Annotated in this window: 23 protein-coding genes and 1 pseudogene; 14 read left to right on the top strand and 10 right to left on the bottom strand. The window is 55.1% G+C overall.

Translation table 11 applies throughout. The features are described 5' to 3' along the window. From thyA to RMSM_RS12840, 6 genes are all read left to right on the top strand, one after another. The coding region (gene thyA / locus RMSM_RS12865; RefSeq protein WP_040766179.1) for a thymidylate synthase at positions 1-316 on the top strand (316 nt) is incomplete at its 5' end. A gap of 80 nt (positions 317-396) precedes the next feature. Next, positions 397-930 (top strand): dihydrofolate reductase, encoded by a 534-nt coding sequence (locus RMSM_RS12860; protein ID WP_040766186.1) that lies wholly within the window; start codon positions 397-399, stop codon positions 928-930. Positions 931-1,093: 163 nt separating this feature from the next. Then, complete coding sequence (gene rpsM, locus RMSM_RS12855) at positions 1,094-1,465, top strand: 30S ribosomal protein S13 (protein WP_008696450.1); 372 nt, start codon at positions 1,094-1,096, stop codon at positions 1,463-1,465. Positions 1,466-1,579: 114 nt separating this feature from the next. Next, positions 1,580-1,963: a 30S ribosomal protein S11 gene (gene rpsK, locus RMSM_RS12850; protein ID WP_008696448.1), complete on the top strand. Its 384-nt coding sequence runs from the start codon at positions 1,580-1,582 to the stop codon at positions 1,961-1,963. Between the two features lie 147 nt (positions 1,964-2,110). Beyond that, entirely contained in the window at positions 2,111-3,106 is a 996-nt protein-coding gene (locus RMSM_RS12845; RefSeq protein WP_008696446.1) for a DNA-directed RNA polymerase subunit alpha, read from the top strand. Positions 3,107-3,173: 67 nt separating this feature from the next. Continuing rightward, positions 3,174-3,785, top strand: a complete 612-nt coding sequence (locus RMSM_RS12840) for a bL17 family ribosomal protein (protein WP_008696444.1) — start codon at positions 3,174-3,176, stop codon at positions 3,783-3,785. A gap of 285 nt (positions 3,786-4,070) precedes the next feature. Here RMSM_RS12840 and RMSM_RS12835 read toward each other — a convergent pair whose 3' ends face one another. Together RMSM_RS12835 and RMSM_RS12830 are read right to left on the bottom strand one after the other, a co-directional pair. Then, positions 4,071-4,817: a response regulator transcription factor gene (locus RMSM_RS12835; RefSeq protein ID WP_008696442.1), complete on the bottom strand. Its 747-nt coding sequence runs from the start codon at positions 4,815-4,817 to the stop codon at positions 4,071-4,073. An 18-nt stretch (positions 4,818-4,835) separates the two neighbouring features. Then, the gene (locus tag RMSM_RS12830; RefSeq protein WP_008696441.1) at positions 4,836-5,672 is read right to left on the bottom strand and encodes a sensor histidine kinase; all 837 of its coding nucleotides are present in this window, start codon (positions 5,670-5,672) and stop codon (positions 4,836-4,838) included. Between the two features lie 469 nt (positions 5,673-6,141). On the opposite strand from RMSM_RS12830, the gene RMSM_RS12825 reads away from it, so the two are divergent. From RMSM_RS12825 to recA, 4 genes are all read left to right on the top strand, one after another. Further along, entirely contained in the window at positions 6,142-6,513 is a 372-nt protein-coding gene (locus RMSM_RS12825; protein WP_236622117.1) for a hypothetical protein, read from the top strand. 3 nt (positions 6,514-6,516) lie between these two features. Then, entirely contained in the window at positions 6,517-7,641 is a 1,125-nt protein-coding gene (locus tag RMSM_RS12820; RefSeq protein WP_008696434.1) for an ABC transporter ATP-binding protein, read from the top strand. Beyond that, positions 7,638-10,037, top strand: a complete 2,400-nt coding sequence (locus RMSM_RS12815) for an ABC transporter permease (protein WP_008696433.1) — start codon at positions 7,638-7,640, stop codon at positions 10,035-10,037. The genes RMSM_RS12820 and RMSM_RS12815 overlap by 4 nt, the downstream gene beginning before the upstream one ends. Positions 10,038-10,465: 428 nt before the next feature. Next, positions 10,466-11,590, top strand: a complete 1,125-nt coding sequence (recA, locus tag RMSM_RS12810; RefSeq protein WP_008696431.1) for a recombinase RecA — start codon at positions 10,466-10,468, stop codon at positions 11,588-11,590. A gap of 429 nt (positions 11,591-12,019) precedes the next feature. On the opposite strand, the gene RMSM_RS12805 is transcribed toward recA, so the two are convergent. The 5 genes from RMSM_RS12805 to RMSM_RS12775 all read right to left on the bottom strand — a co-directional run bounded on the left by RMSM_RS12805 (position 12,020) and on the right by RMSM_RS12775 (position 19,562). Continuing rightward, positions 12,020-13,708 carry a glutamine--tRNA ligase/YqeY domain fusion protein gene (locus RMSM_RS12805; RefSeq protein WP_008696429.1) on the bottom strand — a complete coding sequence of 563 codons (1,689 nt, stop codon included), beginning with the start codon at positions 13,706-13,708 and terminating at the stop codon, positions 12,020-12,022. 80 nt (positions 13,709-13,788) lie between these two features. After that, entirely contained in the window at positions 13,789-15,144 is a 1,356-nt protein-coding gene (locus RMSM_RS12800) for a c-type cytochrome (RefSeq protein WP_008696427.1), read from the bottom strand. A 143-nt stretch (positions 15,145-15,287) separates the two neighbouring features. Further along, on the bottom strand, positions 15,288-16,829 hold the full coding sequence (gene gltX / locus RMSM_RS12795) for a glutamate--tRNA ligase (protein ID WP_008696426.1): 1,542 nt from the start codon (positions 16,827-16,829) through the stop codon (positions 15,288-15,290). 241 nt (positions 16,830-17,070) lie between these two features. Continuing rightward, positions 17,071-18,807: a hypothetical protein gene (locus RMSM_RS12785; protein ID WP_144057605.1), complete on the bottom strand. Its 1,737-nt coding sequence runs from the start codon at positions 18,805-18,807 to the stop codon at positions 17,071-17,073. A gap of 140 nt (positions 18,808-18,947) precedes the next feature. Beyond that, a complete protein-coding gene (locus RMSM_RS12775; RefSeq protein WP_144057604.1) occupies positions 18,948-19,562 on the bottom strand; it encodes a DUF456 family protein in 615 nt (204 codons plus the stop codon). Positions 19,563-19,912: 350 nt separating this feature from the next. Here RMSM_RS12775 and RMSM_RS12770 point away from each other — a divergent pair, with 350 nt between their 5' ends. Then, positions 19,913-20,518 (top strand): HNH endonuclease, encoded by a 606-nt coding sequence (locus RMSM_RS12770; RefSeq protein WP_008696418.1) that lies wholly within the window; start codon positions 19,913-19,915, stop codon positions 20,516-20,518. A gap of 165 nt (positions 20,519-20,683) precedes the next feature. Here the strand turns inward: RMSM_RS12770 and RMSM_RS12765 are convergent, their stop codons facing one another. Then, the gene (locus RMSM_RS12765; protein WP_040766172.1) at positions 20,684-20,968 is read right to left on the bottom strand and encodes a ferredoxin family protein; all 285 of its coding nucleotides are present in this window, start codon (positions 20,966-20,968) and stop codon (positions 20,684-20,686) included. Between the two features lie 447 nt (positions 20,969-21,415). Between RMSM_RS12765 and RMSM_RS12755 the strand changes: the two genes are divergently transcribed. Further along, positions 21,416-22,630, top strand: coding sequence for a class I SAM-dependent rRNA methyltransferase (locus RMSM_RS12755; RefSeq protein WP_008696411.1), 1,215 nt, complete (start codon positions 21,416-21,418; stop codon positions 22,628-22,630). 408 nt (positions 22,631-23,038) lie between these two features. Next, entirely contained in the window at positions 23,039-23,701 is a 663-nt protein-coding gene (locus tag RMSM_RS12750; RefSeq protein ID WP_008696409.1) for an FHA domain-containing protein, read from the top strand. Positions 23,702-23,718: 17 nt separating this feature from the next. Here RMSM_RS12750 and xerD read toward each other — a convergent pair. Next, positions 23,719-24,833: pseudogene (gene xerD, locus RMSM_RS12745) on the bottom strand (site-specific tyrosine recombinase XerD). 188 nt (positions 24,834-25,021) lie between these two features. On the opposite strand from xerD, the gene galE reads away from it, so the two are divergent. Beyond that, a complete protein-coding gene (galE, locus tag RMSM_RS12740; protein WP_040766170.1) occupies positions 25,022-26,005 on the top strand; it encodes a UDP-glucose 4-epimerase GalE in 984 nt (327 codons plus the stop codon). Between the two features lie 78 nt (positions 26,006-26,083). Here the strand turns inward: galE and rpiB are convergent, their stop codons facing one another. Further along, positions 26,084-26,551 (bottom strand): ribose 5-phosphate isomerase B, encoded by a 468-nt coding sequence (gene rpiB, locus RMSM_RS12735; RefSeq protein ID WP_008696401.1) that lies wholly within the window; start codon positions 26,549-26,551, stop codon positions 26,084-26,086. Between the last annotated feature and the right edge of the window lie 143 nt (positions 26,552-26,694).

The raw sequence follows: 26,694 nt of genomic DNA, 5'->3' as shown, positions 1-26,694 counted from the left end.
CGTCCAACTGTACCAGCGTAGTGCCGATTTGTTTCTTGGCGTTCCCTTTAACATCGCTAGCTATGCCCTGCTGACGATGATGATGGCAAGGGTGACCGGATTGGAACCGGGCGATTTCATCCATACGTTGGGAGACGTGCATCTTTACCGCAACCATTTTGACCAAGCTCGCGAGCAGCTGACCCGGCACCCGAAACCGCTGCCGAAGATGCAGATTCAATCCACACCTGAATCGATCGACGGGTTCACATTCGAGGACTTCCAATTGACCGATTACGATCCGCATCCACGCATCAAAGCGCCGATCGCCGTATGAGTGCTGCAGGGGTGAGGAGCGATGATTCGGTGACGGACGATCGCAAAACCGACCGATCACGTGTAATCGCGTTGGTGGCGATGACCCCCACGGGCGTGATCGGCAAGGATGGCGATATGCCGTGGCGGTTGCGGAGTGATCTGATGCGGTTTAAGCAGCTGACGATGGGGGGAACGCTGATCATGGGTCGGCGGACCTACGATTCGATTGGCCGACCGTTGCCGGGACGTCGCACGATCGTGGTCACCCGCAACGCCGATTGGCGATGCGAAGGGGTGTGCCGAGCGGAAAATCCCGAACAAGCGATAGAGACGGCCCGCCACGCCCCAGCTTCGCAATCGCCCCCAACTTCTCAACAAGAAACTTCCGCTGCCTCGGACACTTCCTCGCCGAACCGTGGAATCTATGTGGTGGGCGGTGCCGAAATCTACCGACAATTGCTACCATGTTGCGACGAAGTGTGGCTAACTCAAGTGTGGTCCTCGGTTTGCGGAGACACAACGCTGTCGATCGAGCTTTCCAAATTCCGCCAAATCGAGCAGACTCGTATCATCGCCTCTTCGAAAGACAGTGTCCCAACGGAGTTCATCCGAATGGTTCATGAAAATTCTTAGAAAAATCATCCCACGTCCCCATTGAGCAAAAAGGGGGCCAGACGGTATAGTCCGGGATTCTTGGCCGATGCATCGTGCACATTCACCTAATGTGTCACACGTTCGTCGTATTTTTGCCGTCCCTCTGATCGATACTTGCAGGAGTTCCGTTATGCCCCGTCTGATGGGCGTCGATGTGCCAAACGACAAGCAAATCCAATATTCGCTGACCTATTTGTATGGGATCGGTTTGCATACAGCTCGTGAGGTGTGCGAAAAGCTTGGGATTGAGCCGACACGAAACGCAAACGACTTGACCGAAGAAGAGGTGAGTCGAATCACCGCACTTCTTGAGCGTGAATACACGGTCGAAGGTCCTCTTCGTCGTCAAGTCACTCAAAATATTAACCGACTTCGCGAAGTCCGATGCTATCGCGGCATCCGTCATCGCGTCAGTTTGCCAGTACGTGGCCAGCGAACCAAAACGAACGCTCGCACACGTAAAGGCCCTCGCAAGACGGTTGCGGGCAAGAAGGGCGTCAAGGATTTGCGTTAATCGCAATCTTGTGGCTGAGAAACGCAGAAAGTCTTCGTTTCTCGTGCTGCCCCCCGAAAAACCCCATCGTCACCTTACTGAACCTCACCCAATTTCACTGATAGAGACTTTGCAGTGGCAAAGACCAACAAAAAGAAGCGAGTTCGTCGCAACGTCACCAGCGGCATTGCCCACATCCACGCAACGTTCAACAACACCACCGTCACAATCACCGATCCTAAAGGTGACACATTGTGCTGGGCGAGTGCCGGAACCAGTGGTTTCAAGGGAAGCCGTAAAAGCACTCCGTTTGCAGGCCAATGTGCAGCGCAGCAAGCCGCGGAAAAGGCAACCAAGTTCGGCATGCGTGACGTTGAAGTCCGCGTGAAAGGCCCCGGTTCAGGCCGCGAGAGTGCAATCACTTCGCTGCAAGCCGCCGGTTTGAACGTGAAGTTGATCGAAGAAGTCACTCCGATCCCTCACAACGGTTGCCGACCACGCAAGAAACGACGCGTGTAATCAATCTCGGCGTCCTGATTTCAGGGACGCCCCCATTTGTCTGCGTTGCAGTGCAGGGCGGTGATCGCCCCAACAGGCCCGATCACCCAGACCGACGCGTTTGCAACGGACCACACTCCCACACCCCCACAAACATATTGAGGCTTTATGACGATGCACATTCGATGGCGTGGCATGGAACTTCCAAGCTCGCTCGAAGTCGATCGCGATACCCTCACATCGACATACGGCAAGTTTTCAGCAGAACCATTCGAGCGTGGCTTTGGTGCAAGCGTTGGCAATAGTTTGCGTCGCGTACTGCTAAGTAGCTTGATGGGCAGTGCGGTCACCCAAATTAAAATCCGTGGCGCTCAACACGAATTCACCACCATCCCAGGCGTGATGGAAGACGTGACCGAAGTCGTGTTGAACGTAAAAAGTTTGGTGGTTCGCAATCACACCGAAGCGACTCGCGTGATCACGGTTGAACGTGACAAAGCGGGCCCGATCACCGGTGCGGACATCCAAACCGATGCCGATGTTGAGATCATCAACAAGAACCACGTGATCGCGACACTCACCGACGACGTTCCTTTCATGATGGAAATGGTTGTCGAGAACGGTCGCGGCTACGTGCCTAGCACCGAACACAGCAGCGTTGACCACGAAATTGGAATCATTCCAATCGATGCGGTCTTCAGCCCGATCACTCGCGTCCGTTACGAAGTCGAGGAAACGCGTGTCGGTCAAAAGACGAACTTCGACCGTTTGATCCTCGAAGTCTGGACCGATGGCAGCCTGAACCCCGAATTGGCGTTGGTGGAATCCGCGAAGATCCTTCGCAAGCACCTCAACCCATTCGTCCAGTACCGCGAACTCGGACCGAGCATTTTCTCGGCGGCACGCGGTGGAACGGGATCGCCCGAGGCACAACTCGAAGCGAAACTGAACATGACGCTAGCCGACCTGCGATTGTCGGTCCGAGCCAACAACTGCTTGGAAAGCGAAAACATCATGACCGTTCGCGATCTGGTTCAACGCACCGAAGACTCGCTGCTCGAAGTCCGCAACTTTGGTGACACCACACTAAACGAAGTACGCGAGAAACTTTCTCAGTACGGTCTGCATCTTGGTATGCGAGTACCAAACCAACCTTTGTTCTAAGATGACGCCAACGTCATCGATAACCTGCTTACAATTTCTATAGAAACTTTTTGACGGATATTCCGCCATGCGACACCGACGACGAGGCCGCGTGCTTGGACGAAGTCCTAGCCACCGCAAGGCGCTGCTGAAGAACTTGGCCAGTGCACTGTTCCTGACTGAACGCGATGCAACCTATGACGACAACGCACCTAAGGTTGCCGGTCGCATCACCACCACGTTGCACAAAGCCAAAGAGGTTCGCCCCTTGGTAGAGAAGTGCATCACGATCGCGAAGAAATCGTTGGTTGCAGCTGAAGAAGCTCGCAAGTACGAAGCGCCCGCGGAACGTGGCACCGATGAATACAAGAAATGGCGTGCTAGCGACGATTGGGCGAAGTGGGCTGCGGCCCGAGCCCCAGTGGTTGCCGCTCAGCGACGCGTCGTGCAGTTGATCGGTGATCGCCAAGCGACTCGCATTCTGTTCGATACGATTGCCGAACGCTACGCCGATCGTCCCGGTGGATACACTCGCATTTTGCGTTTGGCAACACCTCGATTGGGCGACGCCGGTACGCGTGCGATCCTCGAACTCGTTGGCAAAAATGATCGCGTCAAGCGAAAAGCCGAACGACCTTCGTTCGAATCCGAAGCTCCCCAACAAGAGCAAGAAACCGTTGCTGCAGGCAGCGACGAGTAATCAAAGATAGCGAATTCGCAATCGCGGTTCAAAACACTCAAAGCCAATCTGCTTTCCAGAAAGCCGGTTGGCTTTTTTTATTGCTGCATGGATTCAGCTAAGCCGGCAGCACCGGCCCCAATGTCCATCTTTGGTAGCGGCACGGCGCGAGCCGTCCGGTTGAGGCGAGTGAAACGTTCGGTTTAGACCGGACAGCCTTGCGCTGCACCGCTAAAAGCACCTCATTCGTTTAGGGCGAAAGTCGATGACGGTCGACGTTTCATCGGTGGATACCGAACGACCTATCTAGTTCTGGCCGCTTTCACCTGCGCTGGGTTCCAGCACAAACCGGTAGCCTGCATCACGAATCGTCAACAAATGGACCGGCACGGTGTTGTCGGGCTCGATAATCTTTCGCAATCTTGCGATGAACTGATCGACCGCTCGGGTTTGCAGATTCCCCGACATGCCCCACACCTCGCTCAACAACTCGTTGCGACTGATCACGCGATTCGGGTTTTCAACAAAGTAACGCAGCAGCCGTAATTCTTTTGGTGTCATCCGAACGGGTTTCCCCGAGACCTGGACCTCGTGGGTCTCAAAATTGACATCGAGCAAACCGAACTGAATTTCGGAGACGGTCGTTCGAGCTTTTTTAGGGGCGGGCTTGTTCCGCTCGAAGCCAGCGATTTGAAGTAAGTTCTTCACCCGGCTTAGCAGCTCGTCTAACTCGAACGGCTTGCTCATGTACTGGTTCGCCCCGACATCAAAACCTCGAGTCCGGTCTTCGGCAAGCGTGCGGGCGGACAACATCAACACAGGAATCATCGACCCCTGCTCTCGAATTGACTCGCATACCGAATAGCCGCTCATCCCCGGCAGCATCAGATCGAGCACCACTAAATCGACCGACGCCGCACTCGCGTCAATCAAACGCAGCGCAGTCGGTCCGTCCTCGACGAGCGAGACGCGATACCCTTCGGCCTCGAGGTTGTATTTGATCCCAACCCCGAGATGTTTTTCATCTTCAACGACAAGGATGTGCGCTGGCATGACAACTACTTTCTAAATTCATTTCGTGTGGGACGATTCACTTCCAGCGTCGCCGGCGTCAGCCGCTTCATCCGAGACCAAACCACGAAGGATGACCTGAAATTCAGTACCTGGCTGATCACTGCGGTCGAGAATTCGCACCGATCCTCCTACTGATTTTGTTACATTGCGAACCAAATGCAGCCCCAGCCCCGTCCCCGGCTGGCTGCGCTCCAGCTCGTTGCCTAGCCGCACAAAACGCCCAAACACTTTGCGTTTCTGGTTTGCGGGAATGCCGTTGCCGTTGTCGATAATGGAAACGATCACCTGCTGCTCGTGAGCCACCCGGGCTCGGACCACGACCGCACGGGGGTTGCCCCCATATTTCACAGCGTTGTCAATCAAGTTTCGAAACAGAATCTCTAACTGGACCGGCTGGCTACGCAACGTGATTCGGGGACACTCGACCATGATCGTGTCTTCTGGAACCCGATACCGCAAGCAGGCTGCTGTGCTGCACTGTCCCAGCAATTGGTCCAGCCGCACATCCTCCATTTCGCTTGGCTCGGTCCCACGTTCGATACGGGCGGCATCAAGCAAATGGTTAATCAACGAATCCAGACGCTCGACGTCCTCGAGCATAAAACGGTGAAAATCCAGCTGCTGTTCTTCGCCCACGTTGCGGCGAGTCAAGGTTTGCAAGTACAGCTTCAGTGAGGCGATCGGGCTCTTCAGCTCATGAGTCACCGAGTCGATAAAATTGGATTGCCGGCGATTCAAGTTCACCGCTTTGACGGTTAACGTCAAATAGGCGATCGAACCGGCGAGCATCCCTGCCAACAAGATCACCCCGGTGGCAAGGATCACCCAGAACACGGGCTTGGATGCCTGCCCTCCCCTGCGCACTCAACCAGCTGGCGATGATCCACACCGCCGCCAATACGACGACGATTACAATCATCACGACCCCCAATGTGATGGGGGCGGTCAGGGAACGACGCTCAAACATGCTCATGGCCATAGAAGATTACGCAGCAAATCCATAAAAGTAAAAACGCATTGCAATGCTGCTCCCACTCTAGAGAGCTGCTTCGTTGCAACTAGGCTGTAAAGAGAATCCGCTTGGGAAAAAAAAGAGCTCAATCTTCGCGGATCTCCGCTGAGTTTGAAAAAAACAGGGGTTCTGGCAGTGACGCTACAACTCGGAGCCGCAATAATAATGGGGTGAGGCGATAAAATCCCCTTTAACGGCAAAATCCGGAGCAGGCCGATGGGCGCTGATACGCGAACACGACGTTTTTCAGAGCGAACAATTCGACAGGTTCGGTTGGATTGTAACCGCGCGATGACGCGAGCACGATTCTGTCCCGAGCAGAGTGACGTTGTCCAGTTGCGATGCGTCGATGAATCGCTCGAATCCGAACATTCCTTTGGAAACCAGTTGTGGTATTTCGAGGGAGTGGGCGTCGACATCGACCAACGTCGCTGCAGCGTATTTGGGGTGGTTGAATACTCGGTTCAATTTGGGCTTCATGAATTGGTCGACGATGGCGTGTTTGATTCCGAACAACAGCGTGAACGATTTCGTCATATCTATGAACGCGAAGTCCACCCTCCGTCGTGGCGGCAACCGGCCCACCGCTGGTTGGCAATCGGGCTGGTCGCGGTGACGTTCACTTGGCTGTCGTATCTTCTACTTCGCATTTTGTCGGTCTAGAGTTTGGACATTACCGACCGCCGCTCTGGGGATCTCGACGAGACACCGCTGGCAAACGAAGTGCATCGTGAATCGGTCGATCGATCCTCGCACGGGTCGGCATCGCATCGGGTAGTGATCGATGTCAACGACCTGAAAAAGAAGTATTCAGCGTGGTCGATCCGCGGCCGCAATGTTGTCGAGGCGTTGCGAGGCGCGAGCCTGCAAGTTCATGCGGGCGAAGTATTCGGGTTGCTCGGTCCCAATGGTGCCGGCAAAACCACCTTGATCAAAATCTTACTCGGCGTCATTCGTAGCAGCTCCGGGTCCGCATCGCTGTTTGGTGCACCGGCCGGCAGTATCGCCGCACGGATGCGAGTGGGCTACTTGCCCGAGTCATTGCGAGTGGATCGCCATCACTCCGCGCGGTCTGCACTACGCTACTATGCTCGGATGAGCCAAATGTCGGGCGCCGAAATCAACCGACGAAGCGACGAGCTGCTGGAACTGGTCGGGCTGCGAGGACGCGACCGCGAATCGGTTCGCCAATTCAGCAAGGGCATGTACCAACGCCTCGGACTAGCTCAAGCTCTGATGCATGATCCCGATCTGCTGGTCCTGGACGAGCCGACCGATGGACTCGATCCCGTCGGTCGCAACGAAGTCCGCAAAGTCATCGATCGATTGCGAGAATCCGGCAAAACAATCTTCCTGAATAGCCATATTCTGCAAGAAGTCGAATTGATCTGCTCGCGTGTCGCAATCATGTCGCATGGCAAAATTTGTGTCGCCGGACGCATCGACGAACTGACTCAATTTGATCGATTCGAAGAGGTCGCATTCGAGGTTGCGATGCCTGCCGCGGAATCCGCTGGACAAGCCCCCAGCGAGTGGTTGCGAGAGAACTTTCCCGCCATTCAGTTTGTCGGCAACACGCTGCCCCATCCCACACCGCCATCAACCGATCGTGACGCACAGCACGCTTTGACACTGGATTTCACGCTGCCGCTGTCGACACAAGCCGAGGTGGATGAAGTGGTGGATGCATTGCGACGTCACCATTTTTCGTTACGCGGGCTGAAGCTAAAACGCGAATCGTTCGAAGAAACGTTTATGCGAGAAGTTTCGCGACCAAAGGAGACATCGTGAGACGATTGTGGCCGTACATCGCAATCATTCGTGACTCGTTTCACGCCGCGTTATCGTCGCGGATTTTATGGGTGGCGTTCATCGCCATTTGGTTGCTGCTCGGCGCGCTCGCCCCGATCGGTTATCGCGAAGATTTCACAACCACATTCCGTGATCGTGATATCGACAATGGCGGCCGACTCAAAGCGATGTTAGCCGCTGGAATTGCCGACCCCAACCAAGCGAACACACCGGTAGGCAAAATTGCAAACGCCTTGCCCGACGATGTCAAACGTGAATTACGCAAAGTCGGCCAAGGCGAAGACGTGCGGTTCTATTTCACCACACTCGCCGATTCGCTGAACTCGTTGCTCGAGGACGAATCCTGGTACGACGCCGAAGTGTGGAAGTCGACCGCCCGACTGCGTGAGCTTCGCGAGCTTGATGAACTTGGTCCGGACCAAATCGACGAGACGCTGCGGCAACGCCGAGCGAGGTTGCGAATCGAAGCAGCCATTCCGGGCGTGTTTGAATCCCGCTCGGCGCGTTCGATCATGCTGACTTATCTGGGGATGGATTTCCCGGCCCGTTTTGCCGTCGACAAAACGCAATTTTTGATTTTGCTGAACCAGATTGTGGTGCCAACAATCATCAATTGGTTGCTTGGTTTCATCCTTGTCTTTCTCGGGATTCTCGTCACGGCGTCGATCATTCCCGACATGCTTCAGCCCGGATCGCTGCATCTGCTGCTCAGCAAACCTGTCTCGCGATGGCTGCTGCTGCTGAGCAAGTTTGTCGGGGGATGTGCGTTTGTGTTTCTATGTGTCATTCAATTGATCGTGGGACTGTACTTGATCGCAGGATTGCGTTTGGATGTATGGAACGCCCGACTGCTGCTTTGCATTCCCGTCTCCGTGTTTGTGTTTGCCGTGTTCTACAGCGTCTCGACTTTGGCGGGACTTCGTTTTCGATCGCCCATCTTGGCGATTGGAATCACATGTATGTTTGGTGCCTATTTAGTTGTGGTAGGCATGATCGGCGGCTTCTTTGACAGCTTTGTCACTCGCCCGAGCAGCATCAATCGAATGGCAATCGCGGGCGATCAAGTCTTTGCAACCACACGTGGCGAGGGTTTGATGCGATGGGACACGAAAGCCGATCAATGGAATGAGATCTATGAATCCGAAGCACTCGGTCGCAACCGCGTGCTCTCGCCCGTGGCGATCGACGATTCGACCATCGTGACCGCAGTCGTCCGCGGCGGCCGCTTTAATCCGTTCGGACTTGGCGGCTTTGATCTACTGGTGCTCGACGAAGCAAACCAGTGGCGTGCTCACCCCAGTTTGCGATTGCCCACAGCGACCCAACAACTCGCTGCGACCGAGAACAAGGTGTTCGCGATCAATTCGAGCGGGATTGCCATCACCTCGAAACAGCAAATCCGCGAGGCGGTGGGGGAACCGAACCGCAGCGAAGATGCCGACGACGATTCCGCCGCGACAGAGTCATCGAGCGGGACGTCATCCGGTGCCCCACAGAACAGTTGGCTGCAGAAACTCGCTAGCATGATGGGCGCGGCCACCACAGGGTTCCAGGACATCTTGCCAAGCGACGTTCTGCTCAGCCCGCCGCGAAGTGTCGGGATCAACGCCGCAGGCGATACGCTGGTGTTGTTCAGCGGAAAGCAACTGTCACTACTAAAACCTAGCCCGTCGCCGCAGACGGGCGAGCCTGCCGCCGGCGAACCTTGGCACGTGGTCACGACGCAAACCCTGGGCGAAGAGCTGCCTCGATTTGCTTTTCTTGCCATCAGTGGTAACGCGGTACTGTTGGCGACCGATGACGAATCGCTACAAGTTTTTGATCTCGATTCGCTGCAACCAACGGCGACCGTGCCGCTACCAGATCGCTTGTCAGTCGTTTCCGCGATCGCGATGGGCAACGAGACGCGTTTTGCTGTGTTGACCAGCGATAAGCGGTGTCGCATGTTGATTTCCAATGCCGATTCGAAGCAGTGGACGCTGGGCGATCCATTGCCACAAACCGACATCGAGTCCATCGCGATGGACGATCGATCCGCCACGCTGATGATTGCTCATGACGTTGACCAAGTCGACTTGCTGGATACCGAAACGTTGAAACTGCGTCGTAATTTACGTCCCCGGCTTTCCACGTGGCGTCAAGTCGATCGTTTCGTGATCGGGCCCCTTCGCAGCATCACGCCACAGACGAGCGAATTAGGCGGCACCATCGCAGCGATTGTCAGTGGCGAATCGTCGTTTGAAATCAATCGCGACGAGTTTGGCCCCGTCGAACTGGTCCGCTACAAAATCCTGGAACCCGTGCTCAGCTGTACGCTGTTTATCGCGGTACTGTTGACGACAAGCTGCGTGTACTTTTCACGACGTGACTTTTAGGAGACGTGACTTTGCTGACCGGATGGTTTTAATCGCAGAGCGGAGCGAGCCGCTACCAAAGGTGACGGTACTGCGTGGATACCTTGCAACATGACACGCCCTCCGCCGAATCTTGCCAGTTAGGAAGAGATTGCTAGCAATGCCGGTTATCGGGCCATGATTCATCTCGCGAGATTGGCTCAAAGAATATTTCGGAAAAAGGCGGACGGCGTTGACCAGACGTGTCTGGACCACCGCGGATACTAAGGGTGTGGCAAGTAAATCGGACGGAGACCTAAGGTTTCGTCAAGCAAGTGACAGTGAAAGCAAACGTAATGCTTGGCAGTTTCGCTTTACACCGGTACGATAAACACGTTCACCTCACGCAAAGATTAACTAATCCAAGGTGCGGGAACTTTCACGGGATTTTTCTGAAAGGGAATAATACAGTGGCTAAGAAAGCAGCAAAATCAGCAGCGACTCGGGGTGCAAAAGTCGATCCTAACTTGAAGGAAATCCTTTCCCGTGAGCCAGGACTGAAAACTACGCTTCAGCAGATCGAAAAGACCTTTGGCGAAGGTTCGATCATGCCCTTGGGAGCGAATCAATCGTTCAAAATCGACGGCATTCCCACCGGCAGCTTAGGGTTGGACATGGCCTTGGGCGGCTTCGGGGTTCCCCGCGGCCGGATCATCGAGGTGTACGGCCCCGAATCGAGTGGTAAAACCACGCTGGCTCTGCACATTGGTGCCGAGGCACAAAAGCTTGGCGGGATCGCGGCGATCATCGACGCCGAACACGCGTTTGACCCCAGCTGGGCCAAAAAGCTGGGCGTTGAACTCGACACGCTGTTGGTCAGCCAACCCAGCAGCGGTGAAGAAGCGATGCAAATCTGCGAAATGCTGGTCAAGAGCAACGCGGTCGATGTGATCATCGTCGACTCGGTCGCAGCGTTGGTTCCTAAGAAAGAGCTCGAGGGCGAAATTGGCGATAGCCATGTTGGTCTGCAAGCTCGATTGATGAGCCAGGCGATGCGAAAGTTGACCGGAGCGATCTCCAAGAGCAAGTGCAGTGTGATCTTCATCAACCAGATCCGAGAAAAGGTCGGCGTGATGTTCGGCAGCCCCGAAACGACGCCGGGTGGTCGAGCACTGAAGTTCTACGCATCGTGCCGTATCGACGTGCGTCGAATTGGAGCTTTGAAAGATGGCGAAGAACAAGTCGGCCAACGGGTCAAGGCAAAGATCGTCAAGAACAAGGTAGCACCGCCATTCCGCATCGCTGAGTTCGACATGATGCACAGCAATGGGATCAGCTACGAAGGCGACCTATTGGATCTCGGCACGACTCACAATATCGTCAACCGCAGCGGTGCTTGGTTCAAATACGGTGAAACGTACTTGGGACAAGGCAAAGAGAAGGCTCGTAACTTCTTGATCGAAAACACCGATATCGCAGACGAGATCAAGCAACAAGTCCTTGCCGCCGGAGGATTTGCCGCTCCGATCGAAGTGGGCGAAGACGCAGCGGATGCCAGCGAGGAAACCGAAGTCGCGAACGTGAACAACAGCTAAGTCTGTTTAGCGCGATCGAAACCAAAACGAACAGGCCACGGTTAAACCGTGGCCTGTTTTTTTGTGCGGTTGAGCCCCTTGGCTGGCTGAGGCAAATGAGAGAGCCTCGCATCGTCCCTCGCTTCCGCCGGGCTTGCCCCGGTCGGTGCGACAACTGGCTGCTACCTGGCAAGCCGGCCAAGGTTTCGCCAAACGCTGTGAAGCATTTATCCCCCTGTTTCGCGAGGTTTTAGCGGCACGGCGCGAGCCGTCCGGTTGAGGCGAGTGAAACGTTCGGTTTAGACCGGGCGGGCCCCGCGCCGCACCGCTACAAACGCCACCCGTTTAGTGCCACAATAGATGGCATTGGGGGCTAGCCCGGCGGAAATATGTGACTTCCGCAACTTAATTACCGCACGTCCAACGGCCCGTCCATTTGCCAATCGGTTGTCAGTTCGCTTTCCCTTTGGCTTCCATCTTGCCCCAGGTATCACGCAGCGAAACGATGCGATTGAATACCATCTTTTGCGGCGTTGTGTCGGGATCAACCACGTAGTAGCCCAATCGTTCGAATTGAACGCGATCACCCGATTTTGCTTCCGCGAGTGCCGGCTCAAGATACCCGGTGATCACTTTCAGCGAATCAGGATTCAAGTAGTCGAGAAAGGTCTTTCCTTCTTCGGGATCGCCAGGGTTTTCGACGGTGAACAAGCGGTCGTACAAGCGGACTTCGGCTTCGACCGCATGCTCGGCGCTAACCCAGTGGATTGTTCCTTTGACTTTGCGACCGGAGGAGTCCGAGCCACTTTTGGTTTCCGGGTCATAGGTACAGAGGATCTCGATCACGTTGCCCTCGTCGTCTTTGACCACATCGTGGCAATCGACGATGTAGCCGGCACGCAGACGCACCGCGCCGCCTTTCTTCAGTCGAAAGAACTTGCGAGGCGCTTCTTCGCGGAAATCATCTTGTTCGATCCACAGCTTGCCGGAAAACGGAATTTGACGTTTGCCCGCCGACGGATCTTCGGGATTGTTGATCGCCTCGGTCATTTCGACCTTGCCTTCGGGCCAATTGGTGATCGTCAATTTAACCGGATCCAGCACTGCCATTCGCCGTAGCGCGACCGCGTTTAGATGTTCACGAACGGCGTTTTCAAGCCGAATGACGTCGATTGTGCTGTTGAATTTTGCGATCCCCGCATCCGCACAAAAATTGCGAATCGACTCGGGCGTGTAACCTCGACGGCGATAACCGGAGATCGTCGGCATCCGAGGATCATCCCATCCGTTGACGTAGCCTTCTTTGACCATTCGCAACATGTGACGTTTGCCCATCAACAGCGTGCTGAGCTTCAGCTTGGCAAACTCGATTTGTCGAGGGTGATGGATACCGAGTTTTTCACAGTACCAATCGTACAGCGGGCGATGATTTTCGAACTCGAGCGTACAGATCGAGAAAGAGATTCCTTCGATCGAATCGCTCTGGCCATGCGTCCAATCATAGGTGGGATAGATACACCACTTGTCACCAGTGCGATGATGTGTCGCCCGTAGAATACGGTACATCACCGGATCGCGAAGATTGATATTCGGCGACGCCATATCGATTTTGGCTCGCAAGACACGTGAACCATCGGGAAATTCTCCCGCACGCATCCGCCGAAACAAATCTAGATTTTCTTGCGCCGTGCGGTCACGAAACGGACTATTGCGGCCTGGTTCCGTTAGTGTTCCACGGTACTCGCGAGTCTGTTCGGCGGTCAGATCGCAAACGTAGGCATGACCTTCGCTGATCAGCTTTTCGGCCCACTCGTACAATTGGTCAAAGTAGTCGCTGGCGTAGTGCAGACTGTCCCACTCGAAACCCAACCAACGAATGTCTTCTTGAATCGAATCGACGTATTCGGTTTCTTCTTTGGTGGGATTGGTGTCGTCAAACCGCAGATTACAAGTACCGCCGTAATCCTTGGCCAAGCCAAAGTTCAAGCAGATACTTTTGGCGTGTCCGATATGCAGATAGCCATTCGGTTCCGGGGGAAATCGTGTGAACACACCTGAGAAACGCCCCGCCGCCAAATCGGCTTCAATTGCCTGTTGTATAAAGTGCTTGCTTTCGCGCTTCGCTTCTTGCTCGCTCATAATCGCTTTGACTAATTAGATAGGTGAATAGAAAGGGCGACGTCGCGAGTCGCAAACGCCGCCAAAGCTTTCGGACTTCGCTAGATCGCCGGGCTGGCTTCGGGCTCGGATGCACCGGCTTCGCTGGGTACCGGATCGGTATCGGTAGCCGCCGCATCCTCGGCGTCTGCGGTTTGCAGCGAGCGAATGAAGTTAATCAGATGCCACACATCTTGTTCTTCGAACTGACCTTCGACAAACGTCGCAGCAGGCATCGGGCTGCCATCAATTCCTTGGGTGATTCGGCGGTACAGATCGCTGGAATCCGAGCCTCCATGGAACAAGCCTTCAGCAAAATTTCGAGGCACCGCGTTGATCGGCGGCAGAGCTCCGCGAGCAAGCAGTGGGATCAACGCCTCGCGGTCCTCGGGTTTGATTCCGATCCGTGCGGTCCAGTCCTTGGTCCATTCGTCATAGTCGGTGGTCTGGCCATTGCCGAGCCCCTGCTCGCCATGGCATTTGCTGCAAGACGCCACTTTGCCAAGGAACAACTCGCGGCCTCGCTCGACCGATTTCGCCAACGCGTCGGATTGCTCGCCCTGACTCAACTTGATGAATTCCTTGCGTGAATTGGCCACGGGAAAATCAGCAGGCGGCTCCGGTACCTCGAGCACTTCGTCTTCCGCTTCGAGCCAAGATTCGGCGACTCCCATCGCGATCTCTTCGGAAATCTCCCATTGCTCTTCGTACAGTTCCTGTTCTTCTTCATCAGCGCTGTTGGCCAATTCGGGATCGATGATGCGTTCGCCCCCTTCGAAATCGACCCCTTCCATCACGGCATCGTCGATCAAAGCTCGCTCGGTTTCCCCTCGCCACGACAAATAGATCACATAGTCGGTCAACGCTTGCACGTCTTCTTCGGACAACTCGGGGATCTTCACCATCGCGGTGCCGGGGATTCCATTGCGAATCGAACGGGCGATGTCTTCGCGAGTGGGTTTGTAGCTAAGCGGAGTCGATTTGAACTTAAACACTCCCATGCGATAATCGCGTGGGTACGGATTCAAGATCGCCGCCGTGGTGCCGCGGCCATTACCTGTCACGCCATGGCACAATGCACAATGTTTGCGGTACAAGCCCCGTCCCTCGGCATCGGCAGGGCCTGAGGCACGCACGAGCCGGTCGAGGTCCACCAGATCGGCAAAATCCTCTTCCTCGGCCACGAAGTCCGGCAATTTGGGCTCGTCCGGTGTGCCGAACATTTTCGTTACGACCCACACCGAATCTTTGGAGGCTTGCTCCATCGAGACGTTGTCTTTGATTTGGTACTTCATCGCATGGACAAAGTTCGGCTCGAACGTCACCGGTCTCTCTTCGCGTTTGCACCCCACGGCGAATACGCATACCGCCACGCAAACCGCAATCGCGACAGGAGATGAAAAACGGAAACGTTGCATGGCTAACACTCGCAATGGAACCAAAAGGGGTGACGAAATATCCACAATACAGTTTACCCGAAATCACCGCGAATCTGCATGGGCACAGATTGTCGCGGTTTCGTGGGACAAACGGGTTTGTGAAGAAGACACAGCTTCAATCGTTATGCCTGGACGACCTTGTCGATTCTCGCCAACACTCGCTCTTTCCCGATCACGGCCAGCGTTTCAAACATGCCAAACCCGGCCGCGGTTCCCGTGGTCGCCACACGCAACGCGTGGATGATGTTGCCTAGTTTGATGCCCTCGGCCTCACAAAATTGCTTGACCAGCGTTTCACTTGACTGGACCGTCCATTGGTCCGCCTCGGCAAAGCTCGCTCGCAGTTTTTTGAGCAAATCTTTTGCCGCTGGATCGCCATCGATCCGCTTCTTGTAGGCTTTGGCGTCGACCGGAAACTCGTCCAGGAAGCAGTAGTCAAAATCGAGGATGTCGCCCGCGATCTTCAACCGGTCACCGGCACCTTGCACGACGTCCTGAAGCTTCGCGTCGGAGCCCGCTTCTTGTAACAAACCAGCCCGCTCGGCAAATGGTTTGACTCGCTTGATTCGCTCGTCCAACGGCAGTGCGGCAAACGCATCCCCTTGAAACGACAGCAGTTTTTGTGGGTCAAACGACGCCGGCGCCTTCGTCACTCGCTCGAGAGAAAACAGTTCGGTCATTTCAGCTATCGTGAATTTTTCTCGTTCGCCATCGAGCGACCAACCCAGCAGCAGCAAGTAATTCAGAATCGCATCGACGGTGAACCCAATTTCGCGATAGAAGTCGACAATCACGGGATTAAACGTATCCGCTTCGGTTTGGATCCCACAGCGATCCGCGATCCGACGTCCTCGGGCAAGCAGTTCCGCGAAATCTTTGTTCTTCTCGTATTTGGCGAGCTTCCGTTTGCTCAGTTTCGCGTGGCCGCCGGGTTCAGCAACGTAGGGCAAATGCGCATAGGCTGGACGTTCGTAGCCAAGCGATTCAAGGATAAAGATTTGACGCGGTGTATTCGAAAGATGTTCTTCGGAGCGGATCACGTGGGTGATCTCGTAGTCGTGGTCATCCACCACGCTGGCGAGATGATACAAGCAACTGCCATCGGCGCGTTGGATCACATGGTCTTGCTCGGCCCCCCAGGCCACACGCACTTCACCGCGAACCAAATCCGAGATCACACACTCGCCTTCACGAGGCATCTTCAAACGGACGACGGCGGTGCGTCCTTCGGCTTCAAACGCGGCCGCAGCGGCGTCGTCCTCGGCCATCCAGCGGCGATCGTAGATAAACTGCTTACCCGCCTTCTGCGCTTCCTCTCGCAGCGCCGCAAACTCTTCGGGACGTGAATAATCGCGGTAGGCATGTCCGCTTTCCAACAGTGACTTGGCCGCGGCAGCGTGGCGATCGGCCCGCTGCGATTGAAAATAGGGTTCATGAGGGCCGCCGACCTCGGGACCTTCGTCCCAAGTCATTCCCAGCCAGCGAAAACCATCCAAGATCGGCTGGATCGCCTCGTTCACGTTCCGACCTGCGTCGGTGTCATCGATGCGAAGAATGAAATGACCGCCCATTTTTCGTGCGACCAACCAATTGAATAGAGCGGTGCGAACACCACCAATGTGAAGATAACCGGTCGGGCTGGGGGCAAATCGTGTTCGAATCATGGATCGGATCGAGCAGGGATGGGAGAGGGAAACGGTGAAAAATCGCGAAGGGCGAACAAGATGTGGGAGAAGATACCCGAAGAAGGGGTTCGGGTCATAGAAGCCCAAAAGCGGCGAAGCGGAGCAAGTCCGTTTTTCAAACGAGAAAAGGACGCTTCGGACAGCCAAGAAACAGCTACGAGGCCGAAAGCCCGAATGGACGAAAGTCTTGGCGACTTTCGCTACGTGAGACGCGAAACGTCTAGGCGGCACGGCCTTGGCGTTTGAGTTGCTTGCGAAGCTTGCGGCGTTCCGTTTTGCTGAGCGAATCCCAGTCGATCGAATCGGGATCCTGCCAATCTTGGCCGCCCGAATCATGACCCGCCGACGCGTCGGCGTCGTTTCCGGTGTCGTTGTCGTCGTCGGTGTTATCGACGGCATCCATTTCCGCGTTCTTCTTTGCACCTCGGCTTAGCCACCCTCCGAGTCCTCGTTTTTTGGCGGGCGGATCACTCTCGTCGGCACCCGGTTCCTCCGCGGAGCTCTCTGCAATTGATTTATCCGCGATTGGTTCGTCTTGCTGCGGTTCCGGCTTTTGCCGACGTCCCCGTCCGAACGAGAACAAACCACGCTTCTTAGGCGAATCTTCGCCGACCTCGTCCCCCTCAGCCGATTCACCCTCAGACGATTCATTCGCTGTCGACGCGTCGGGCGAATCTTGTTCATCCATGTCCGTGCGTTCTGCCTTTGCCGCGCGCAACCCTAACCATCGTCGTTTCTTGCGAGGCTCGGAATCGACGTTGGCATCGGTATCCTCGACCGCCTCGTCGGCTTGATCCGCGACGACGTCGGCACCCGCGTCATCGGCGGCTGCGGAGTTATTTTTCTTGCCTCGACGCAATGACCACCATCGACGTTTGCCGCGGCCTGAACTGTCTGAGTCATCGTCCGGCTCCGACGCTGCGTCATCGCTCGCACTTTCATGCTGCGGTTTGCGGGCCGTTTTCGCCTTGGGTTTGGCCGTTGGTTTCGATCTCGCCGCGACTTTCGACTCGGTATCCGTCGGCGGAGCGTCGTCCACTTCGGTTTCGCGGTCCCGCGTCAAATAGCGAACCTTCCACTCTTGAAACCGTTCGACCAGCGAGTCGTTTTCATCAAGATTACGAACTTGGCGATACAACAATCGCAAATAACCGCCAAGCGAAATGAACAAGGTCGTATAGGCGAGCAGCGGTGCGGTGGTGACAAGCGACCATTTGAGAATCGAATCCACGGCAAAGATGTTCCATTTTGCCGCCACCGGAATGGCGAGCAACATCCAAGCGACGATCATCGTCACCAATGCCCATCGCGAACGACGGACTTCGGCAGTCAAACGCAGCGCCAACACGGCACCACCGATCGTGATCAAGATGGAAAGCCAATCGCTGCCAGACAACGCGACGCGTTCGCCGATGGCGAGATCGAGCAACCCGCCGGCCCAATCCACGACCGAAACCAGCGAGTTGATGCTGGCGACGAACAACGCGATCAACACGAGACGCCACAATCGATATTGCCCGGTGTAGTCGTCCACTCGGTAGCGACGAACTTGATAGATCATCAGCGAAGCGCCGGCGGATCCCGCTAACAAGACGCAGATCACCCAGCGTCCAAAGCTGTCGGGACGATCCAGTCGCAGCGGCCGCGCAATCTCGGGATGGTTGACAATCGAGGGCCAAGCGACCGATGCATAGTGAGCAGCGGACAGTAGCACCGCGATGCCCCACAGCACCGCCGCCACACTACTGAGCGTTCTTCGTTTGACCGGAACCAACGAGAACCAACGTCCCCGCAACCGCCGATGCACACGAGCGGCGTAGGTTGCCGTCGGCCGCCGCGCCTCGCGCCACTGCTCGGCGGTACGACGACTTGCCGCCGTGGATGAAGTCAGGTCGGCTTGCTGAGTCGAATAAAGAACTCGCCGCCGACGGTCGATCGTGCGCCGCGCGTGGGACATGCAACCTTGGCCATGATGTTTTCTTTTGAAGAGTTTCCGCCGCCGCGAGCGTAGGAAATCCGGCCCGTCAAAGTCAATGCAATCCGCCAGTCGATCGCCTCGAATGGATTGCTTGCAAACAATTCGAGGCTTCGATCGAACTAAAACAACACGCCAATCAGCGCCGCCAACACGACGGCCAAACCGGCGGCGAACTTGCCTAGCGTGCCGAAGGTGCGGCCCCAAAAGGCGGCGTGACCGACGTTCCAGCTCTCTCGCCACGAACGCCCGTCAGTCCACTCGCCGTAGATCGCCCCGGCGGTCGCTCCGACGCCGCCGAACAGAATGGCGGCCAAAATCGGGCCGACGACGGGGACCGGAATCCCGACGAATGCACCAATCAGGGCTCCGACCATCGAACCCACTACCGCTAAAAAAGTGGAACGACGACTCGCTCCGGCTTTCTGCGCCCCCATCGCCCCAGCGGCGAACTCGATAATTTCGCCTAGCAATGCAAACAGAAACGCGGCAAACAGCGTCGCGGCGCCGATCGCAATCCGCCCCTCACCGGGCCCTAACCATGCGTAAAGTGCCATCGCGGCGACCGCGATCCAATTCCCAGGCAACGTAATCAGGTTCAATCCCCACGCTACGATGCAGAAAACCACCAGCAAAATCGCCGCCAAAACCGCTCCGGTCGGCCCAAGCCAGCCGAACCAACGCTCGGTATCGAACGACAGCAAAAAAATTGGGTTGAGCAAAAGGGCAACGATCATCAGGGGGAATAAAAACGCTTTTTTGGCAAGAAAAATGGGGGGAAAACCACGTGTTTGGCCGTGAATCTTCAATGAAATTGCGATGAACGGCTTCGCCAATTTGATGGCGACTGATCGTCGAGACCCTACAATTATGGGAAAGAAATGCTACCGGAGCACTGCGAACCCCCATTCCGACTTTCCGTGTCGCAGAAAGCGTAGCTTATCCCCGTACAAGCTTGTAGTGAATGTAAAGCCAGTCCATTAAACTGATGAAAATGATTCTGTCCGCTTTTTTCCAAAAGCTTGATGGAATGAATTCGTCCCACGAAGTGCCTTTTTAGCGAGACAACGGAAGGATCGAATTGCTTATGTCGCAAAGTGTTCTCGACACGAATGTGTTAGTGCTGAATCGTTTTTACATGGCGATCCGCGTGGTCAACGTACGACGGACCTTTACGTTGTTGTACCGCGAATGTGCGGAAGTGATCTGCCATGACGACGATCAATACGTCAGCTACGACTTCGAAAGTTGGTGTGAACTCAGCCAGCTTACCTCTCTAGAAAAACAACCCGATGAAGACTACATCCGAGCGGTGGGTTTTGAACTACGGGTCCCTCGGATTGTTCGACTGACGCGGTTCGATCGGATGCCGGTCCAGACGGTGCGGTTTAACCGCAGGAATCTGTTCGCCCGTGACGAGAACCAATGTCAGTATTGCGGCCGGAAAGAACCCACCAACAAGTTGAGCTTGGACCATGTGATCCCACGATCACATGGCGGACCGACGACATGGGAAAATATCGTTTGCTGCTGCTTGAAATGTAACAGCCGCAAAGGGGGACGGACGCCACAACAAGCTCGCATGCAATTGTTGAATCGTCCGGTGAGACCGCGTTTCAACCCGATGTTGGCTCAATCGATCGAAGACCCGCGCTACGAATGCTGGAAAACCTTTCTGCCAGCAATCAGTTGAGTGGGCCAAGACATCCGCCCAGGGCAATAAGAAAGCTCGAGCAATAAAAAAACCCTCTGTGAGCCGGCTCACGGAGGGTTTTTCGATTTCGCTTGAAACACCGCGGATGGAAATTTCGTTGCATGGATCGCGGAATCGCGTCCGCAGCAACGGCGTCGCATCGACTTACTTATCCGCCAGCGGCTCTTTCTTTTCCGTGATGACATCGCATTCATCCGACTCCGCTCGCTCGGCATTGAGCTCGATGTAGCTCTTCCATTCCTCAGGCACGTTGTCTTCGTGGAAGATCGCTTCAACGGGACATTCCGGAACGCACGCTTCGCAGTCGATGCATTCTTCGGGGTGGATATACAACATTTGATCGCCCTCGTAGAAGCACTCTACTGGACAAACAACAACACAATCGGTGTATTTGCACCCTGAGCATGGCTCGCAAACAACATGTGTCATGGCAGATGACCTTTCTTTGAAGCAATTTCGCGTACGATCGTCACGCACCCTCGGCGTGCCGATCCGTCTTCGGTGTTTATCGACCGGACACCCCAGTCGCTCCAGTTTAACTGACTCCATTGTGCCCAGTTTGGTTCTCGCTGGCGAGCGGGCATTTCGATTTCCGCTCGAATCCGTCATCTTTGAGCCCTCTGGAACGTCATCGCGATGCCGTCTCGGCTGCCACGGGCAAGTTTTTTTTGCGATGATTGACGAGCAGCCGACGCTTCCAGCTTGCGTTTTTCGGCGGCGATGGCAAGCTGAAAGGGTGCACGACGATCCTGACGCCGTTTTGCGGGTTTGCCCCTCGAGAACAATCTGACGATCGCGGCAAAATCACTTCGATTTGCACTCATTCTTTCCGTAAATCATTCGGGCTTTCCAAATTTCCTTCAGGACCAACCACGCGTGACCTATTCCGATACCCCTGTTCCTCTTCGCTTAAAACCGTCACGCCAATTCCCTTTTCTGGCTCGCCATCCCTGGGTACACGCTCATGCGTTGGCAGAAACCGGCCACAACTTGAAATCGGGTCAGGTCGTCGATCTGCTTGATTTCGACGGCAACTGGGTCGCTCGAGGCGTGGTCAATCCCGGCAGCCGGCTGCGAATTCGGCTGTACGCGTTTGATGCCAACATCGAAATCAACGAGCAGCATTGGAGATCGCGAATCGATGCCGCAATTGCCCGACGCCGATTGACTGGACCGCTTGATCCTCAGGCGGCTGAGCGAATTGTCTTTAGCGAATCGGATTTGCTAAGCGGTTTGATTGTTGACCGCTACGCGGATTGTTTGGGGGTGCAATTTACCGCCGGAGCATTGCTGCGTTGGCAGCAGCCGATTCTCGAGCACCTTCGATCCGCCTTGTCAGCGCGAGCGATCATGGTCCGCGTGGATGAAAAAACGGCCAAACACGAAGGCATCGAACCCCAAAACGAGTGGTTCGAAGGGACCGAGCAACAGGAACCCGTACTCTATAGCGAGAACGGACTGCAATTGGCCGTCGATCTGCATGCCGGACAAAAAACAGGCGGCTATTTGGACCAACGACTCAATCACCTCGCAGCCGCTCGATACATGAAAGGCCGCAGCGTGTTGGACGTCTGTTGCTACAACGGCGGGTTCGGGCTTGTCGCACTGAAACAAGGTGCCAAATCCGTGGTCGGAATTGACTCGAGCCAAGCGGCACTGGATCAGGCACAACAAGCGGTCACCCGAAACGGCCTAGGAAACGACTCGGACAGCACAATCAGCTTCGCTCAAGGCGACTGTTTCGACGAACTGAAACGGCTTGGTGACGAGGGGCAACGCTTTGATGCGGTCATCTTAGATCCCCCTCGTTTTGCGGGCAGCCGGCATCAAGTCGACACTGCTCTTCGCGCCTACCGACGACTCAATTCACTCGCAGTGGATCTGGTCCCCCCCGGCGGAATCCTGGTCACATGCAGCTGCAGCGGACGTGTCTCACGTTCGGAATTTCTTAACATGCTATTGGACGTGGGGCGACGAAAACGCCGTGATTTGATTGTTTTAGAAAACCGTGGCCCCGCTCCTGATCACCCCTGCGCGATTTCATGTCCGGAAAGCGATTATTTAAAATGTATAATTGCAGAGGTTCAGTAGAAATCACGCGTGGTAATTTAAGTAGCGAGTCAGGAGTTTTTCCGAAACTTGGCCGCTTTGACGCTGGCGGGCTGTTGTTTTAGTCGTACGACGGACTTCCTAGTCCGTCGAATACACCGATAACGGACGAGGTGGTCCATCATCCCCCCTTGCCATAGAAGACTTCGTTAAATCAACAGCCTGCTAGCGTTTAAACGACGAACCGAATTTTCCCCAATGATTCCTGCCTCCCTGCTTAAACAGCTCCTATCCAGCCCCCCCGATCAGGAGTCGAAGAGAATTGTTAAACAATAGAAAGATATTCGTAAACCGCGGGAACTGCGGTGACGCAACCGTAAACAACGTTTATACTTATCACCCTCGACCCATGATTCTTGTCTCCCCTGTTCTCTCCCGTCGGAGTGCCCCATGTCGGGCGTGACCCTCAAGATTCTGCACGGCGCTGATCGCGGAAAGGTGTACGAAAATTTGCACCCACCGCTGACGGTCGGTCGCGAAGAAGGCAACGATATCCAGCTGAATGACGAGCGTGTCAGCCGCTGTCATTTCAAGGTCCAACGTGACAACGAACGGTTGGTGTTAACCGATTTGGACAGCACCAATGGGACAAAGGTCAACGGCACCGAGTGCCAACTGAAGATCCTTCGCCACGGCGACTTGATTGCGTTGGGTCGCAGTTTGATCTTGGTCGGTTCGGAAGAGCAAATCGCCGCACGGCTTGCAGCGATGGGAGGCGACAATCCGACCGTCAGCCGCGACGCGGCGTCTTCGGAAAGCTCGATTGCACTGGAGCTAAACCAAGAACCCAAGTCGCCTTACCCGGCCGAGTTGGTGCAGATCCTCGAAGTCCCGTCGATCCCCGATGGACTATCGCCAGGCCAAAAAGCACAGCTTTGTGAAATCCTTGATTACCTTCAATCACGACTTCACAAATTGATCGATGCAGCCAAGACAAACGAAAGCAACGATGAGGTTGTGTTGTCGTTCTCTGCTTGGCAACGTTTGCTCGACGCCCAAGCCAAATTGGCAAACATGGGACGCAAGATCGCGGATCCCGATTGGCCTAATTGAAAACGCCACTTCAATAATCACGCTCTCGGGTGAAACGCTTGGTGCACCTTCTTTAGTCGCGAGTGTTCTACGTGTGTATAGATCTGCGTTGTCTGGATGCTGGCGTGGCCTAACATCTCTTGCACCAAACGCAAATCGGCGCCACCGGCCAACAAATGAGTAGCGAAGCTATGCCGCAAGCTGTGCGGGCTGATCGACGGATCGATGCCAACGCGTTTGGCGTAAAACTTAACAAGCCGCCACAACTGAATGCGGTCGAGTGCCCGGCCGCTGCGTGAGAGAAAAAGTTCTTCGGGCGGATAGGGACTTTTCTCGGCTAACTTGCCGCGCAATTCTTCGCAGTAGCGATTGATCGCTGCGATCGCTCGCGAACCGATCGGCACGACGCGTTGCTTCCCCCTTTCCCCTCACACTTCAAAAATTTTTCACTCAGTGACATGTCCCGCACACGGATGGAACAGACTTCCGAAGCACGACATCCGGTGGCATACAACACCTCTAACATCGCCACATCACGCTGCCAATAAACATCCGCCTTCCGTGGCGACGACAAGAACTGCTCGACTTGCCGCGTCGATAAAACGCCGGGAATACGTTGCCACATCTTCTGGGTGACAATCAATTCGGCTGGATTGCTTTGGACGATTCCTTCGAGCTGTAAGTATTTGAAGAACGTGCGAACGGCAACCACGTTTCGAGCAATCGAAGCGGGGGCGAGTTCGGCTTCGTTCAACTCGCCGATGTAGGACGACAAGTCACTAATCGAAATTTGATTTAGCGATCCAGTGCCAAGCCACGTCGCGAACCGCTGAATGTCACGACCGTAGGCGGCGATGGTGTTGGCCGCCAAATGACATTCACTACGCAGATAGTCAAGAAACTCGTTGCAAACTGTTTCGGTCGCACGATTGGACTTCGGCGGCGGCCCCGCCTTCTGTAGCAACTCGAGCTTCGTAGGTCGTTTCGCCAAGGCAGCCCTCGTTTGAATTGAAAATGTGGGATAGGCTTCCGGCCTGTCGAAGCAGAACGGTCTTTCCGTAGCGAAAACTCGCCAAGAGTTTTGGATGTTTAGGGGTGGACGAACGTCTTTGCGACTTTCGCTACGAGTAAAGTAGACCAAGCGATGCGGCATGACAGGCTGGAAGCCTATCCCACCGATCGAAGTCGATCCCACAGCTATGGCATTGGCAGAATCAACAAATTACCCTTATCCTGATTCGACACTCGACACGGTCGCCCTTGGACACTGCTGGTGATCTCATTCGGTTTTGCCCTTTTACGCGTCCGACCATTCCAACTGTTTTAGAAAGTACGATTGCCATGAATGTTCTAGTGGTAGGTGGCGCCGGATATATCGGTTCTCACGCGGTTCGGCTGCTGCTAGACGCCGGACATACGGTCACCGTGTACGACAATCTTTCGCGAGGCCACGCCGCCTCGGTGCCCGAGGGAATGTTGGTCCAAGGCGAATTGTCCGACCGCGCCAAGGTTGTCAAAACACTTCGCGACAAAAAGATTGACGCGGTGATGCACTTTGCCGCCTTCGCATTGGTCAATGAATCGGTCAACGATCCGGCACTCTACTACCGCAACAACGTGATCGATGCGGTCGAACTGCTCGATGCGATGCGCGAAGCCGATGTGAAGAAAATCGTATTCAGCAGCACCACCGCCACCTACGGCGAACCCGAGACCGTGCCGATCCCCGAAACGACTCCACAGAATCCGATCAACCCCTATGGATTCACGAAAATGGTGTTCGAACACGCGTTGGCCGACTACGCCGCCGCGTACGGTTTTGGCTATGCGGCACTTCGCTACTTTAATGCGGCGGGGGCGCGGCCGGACGGATCGATTGGCGAAGACCACGATCCGGAAACGCACTTGATTCCGATCGTGTTACAGGTCGCTCTGGGACAACGCGACGCGATCACCATTTTCGGGGACGACTACGCGACCGAAGACGGGACCTGTGTGCGTGATTACATCCACGTCGACGATCTTGGCGCCGCTCATTTGCTAGCACTCGACAAAATCGAACTCGGCAAAGGACTTTGCGTCAATCTAGGAACTGGTCGTGGCACCAGTGTTCGCGAGATCGTCGAAGCTTGCCGCGAGGTCACGGGGCATCCAATTCCCGAAAAAATGGGTCCACGACGTGCGGGAGACCCATCGGAATTGATTGCCGACGCCCGCATGGCCAAAGAACAATTGGGCTGGCAACCCAAGTACATGGACGTCAAATCGATCGTCGAAACCGCGTGGAATTGGCATCAGGCCCATCCAAACGGCTACGCGAAGTAGGAACACTCGCGACGCAGGAAAATTCGCGAGGTAAAGAGACGCGTGATGAAAAAGACGCCTGAAGCTAGAAAACGGGAATCAAATCCCGTCTTTTTCAATTTTCAAGACTTTGGCCAAGCGACGGGCATGGCGATCTTCGGGTTCGTACTGCGCGTTTAGGAACGCCTGGACGATTTCGAATGCCAATTCGGAGCCGATAATCCGGCCGCCGATGCAGAGCACGTTCATATCGTCGTGTTCGACGCCCTGGTGGGCCGAATAGGTATCGTGACAGATCGAGGCTCGAATTCCGGCAATTTTGTTGGCCGCCACACTGACCCCCACGCCGCTGCCACAGACCATGATCCCCTTGTCGGCGCGGCCGGCCAGGATTTCTTTTGCTACTGCGACCGCAAAATCGGGGTAATCACAGCGAGCTTCGCTGTCGGTACCGCAATCGATCAATGCGGTGACTTGGCCGTCAAAACGCTCGACGATCATCTTTTTCAGGGGAAAACCAGCGTGATCGCCACCAATGGCGACTCGCAGAGGGAGTGATTCAGTCATTTGATTTCAGAATTGACGATCTCGAAACGAGCATTCTCGAACTTTGAACAGGCCATTTGATACCGTGGGCGAGCCAAAATGGCAACGGATCGGCATTTTTCATCGTGAAACTGCGGGTAAAGCTGTTGTGTACGTTTTTGTCG

Origin of the sequence: Rhodopirellula maiorica SM1 (assembly GCF_000346295.1) — a bacterium.
Taxonomy (GTDB): Bacteria; Planctomycetota; Planctomycetia; order Pirellulales; family Pirellulaceae; genus Novipirellula; species Novipirellula maiorica.
Note: the sequence above shows the minus strand (reverse complement) of the source record. Positions and strands in the feature narration are given on the sequence as shown.

Bases quoted from the DNA above. Each gene is read 5' to 3' on its own strand.
- RMSM_RS12845 (WP_008696446.1), top strand. From the start codon at position 2,111: ATGACGATGCACATTCGATGGCGTGGCATGGAACTTCCAAGCTCGCTC.
- rpiB (WP_008696401.1), bottom strand. From the start codon at position 26,551: ATGACTGAATCACTCCCTCTGCGAGTCGCCATTGGTGGCGATCACGCT.
- RMSM_RS12805 (WP_008696429.1), bottom strand. From the start codon at position 13,708: ATGAGCGAGCAAGAAGCGAAGCGCGAAAGCAAGCACTTTATACAACAG.
- RMSM_RS12765 (WP_040766172.1), bottom strand. From the start codon at position 20,968: ATGACACATGTTGTTTGCGAGCCATGCTCAGGGTGCAAATACACCGAT.
- galE (WP_040766170.1), top strand. From the start codon at position 25,022: ATGAATGTTCTAGTGGTAGGTGGCGCCGGATATATCGGTTCTCACGCG.
- RMSM_RS12835 (WP_008696442.1), bottom strand. From the start codon at position 4,817: ATGCCAGCGCACATCCTTGTCGTTGAAGATGAAAAACATCTCGGGGTT.
- RMSM_RS12785 (WP_144057605.1), bottom strand. From the start codon at position 18,807: ATGTCCCACGCGCGGCGCACGATCGACCGTCGGCGGCGAGTTCTTTAT.
- RMSM_RS12770 (WP_008696418.1), top strand. From the start codon at position 19,913: ATGTCGCAAAGTGTTCTCGACACGAATGTGTTAGTGCTGAATCGTTTT.
- RMSM_RS12825 (WP_236622117.1), top strand. From the start codon at position 6,142: ATGACGCGAGCACGATTCTGTCCCGAGCAGAGTGACGTTGTCCAGTTG.
- rpsM (WP_008696450.1), top strand. From the start codon at position 1,094: ATGGGCGTCGATGTGCCAAACGACAAGCAAATCCAATATTCGCTGACC.
- RMSM_RS12800 (WP_008696427.1), bottom strand. From the start codon at position 15,144: ATGCAACGTTTCCGTTTTTCATCTCCTGTCGCGATTGCGGTTTGCGTG.
- RMSM_RS12775 (WP_144057604.1), bottom strand. From the start codon at position 19,562: ATGATCGTTGCCCTTTTGCTCAACCCAATTTTTTTGCTGTCGTTCGAT.
- RMSM_RS12750 (WP_008696409.1), top strand. From the start codon at position 23,039: ATGTCGGGCGTGACCCTCAAGATTCTGCACGGCGCTGATCGCGGAAAG.
- RMSM_RS12860 (WP_040766186.1), top strand. From the start codon at position 397: ATGACCCCCACGGGCGTGATCGGCAAGGATGGCGATATGCCGTGGCGG.
- gltX (WP_008696426.1), bottom strand. From the start codon at position 16,829: ATGATTCGAACACGATTTGCCCCCAGCCCGACCGGTTATCTTCACATT.
- RMSM_RS12840 (WP_008696444.1), top strand. From the start codon at position 3,174: ATGCGACACCGACGACGAGGCCGCGTGCTTGGACGAAGTCCTAGCCAC.